The sequence below is a fragment of the Bartonella sp. AP58NXGY genome (genome assembly GCF_042195785.1).
GTDB lineage: Bacteria > Pseudomonadota > Alphaproteobacteria > Rhizobiales > Rhizobiaceae > Bartonella.
The window spans coordinates 1-306 of sequence record NZ_JBHIOY010000092.1 but is presented as its reverse complement, the minus strand read 5'-3'; the positions used below and the strand labels follow the sequence as shown (position 1 = coordinate 306).

The 306-nt window shown below is 35.3% G+C and carries 1 pseudogene; it reads right to left on the bottom strand.

Annotation, left to right across the window (positions count from 1 at the left end):
• Positions 1-206 (bottom strand): annotated as a pseudogene (locus tag ACFINC_RS09660) (hypothetical protein); the annotation flags it as partial.
• Positions 207-306: the final 100 nt, after the last annotated feature.

Here is a 306-nt window from a genome sequence, read left to right as displayed (position 1 = left end):
TTATCAGAAACAAGAGCATTATTATAAACACAAGCCTCATTAGCTACCCAGCAATTACCATTATGTGATAAGTTACTTTCCTTTTCGATAAAGCCCCCTAGATCCCCTGCTTTAACATCAGAAAAGTCTTTTAAAGCTTTAATGCGATAAAGAGTATGATTACTAATTACACGTGTCTCATTTGTGAGTGCAAATTTTTTTTGCATAACACTATTCCTTTATATATAGAGATTTAAATTTTAGAATGAAATGTTTTAAAGAGGGGCGCCCCCGCCGCGCTCGTGTCTTATTTACGCAGCGTCTTTT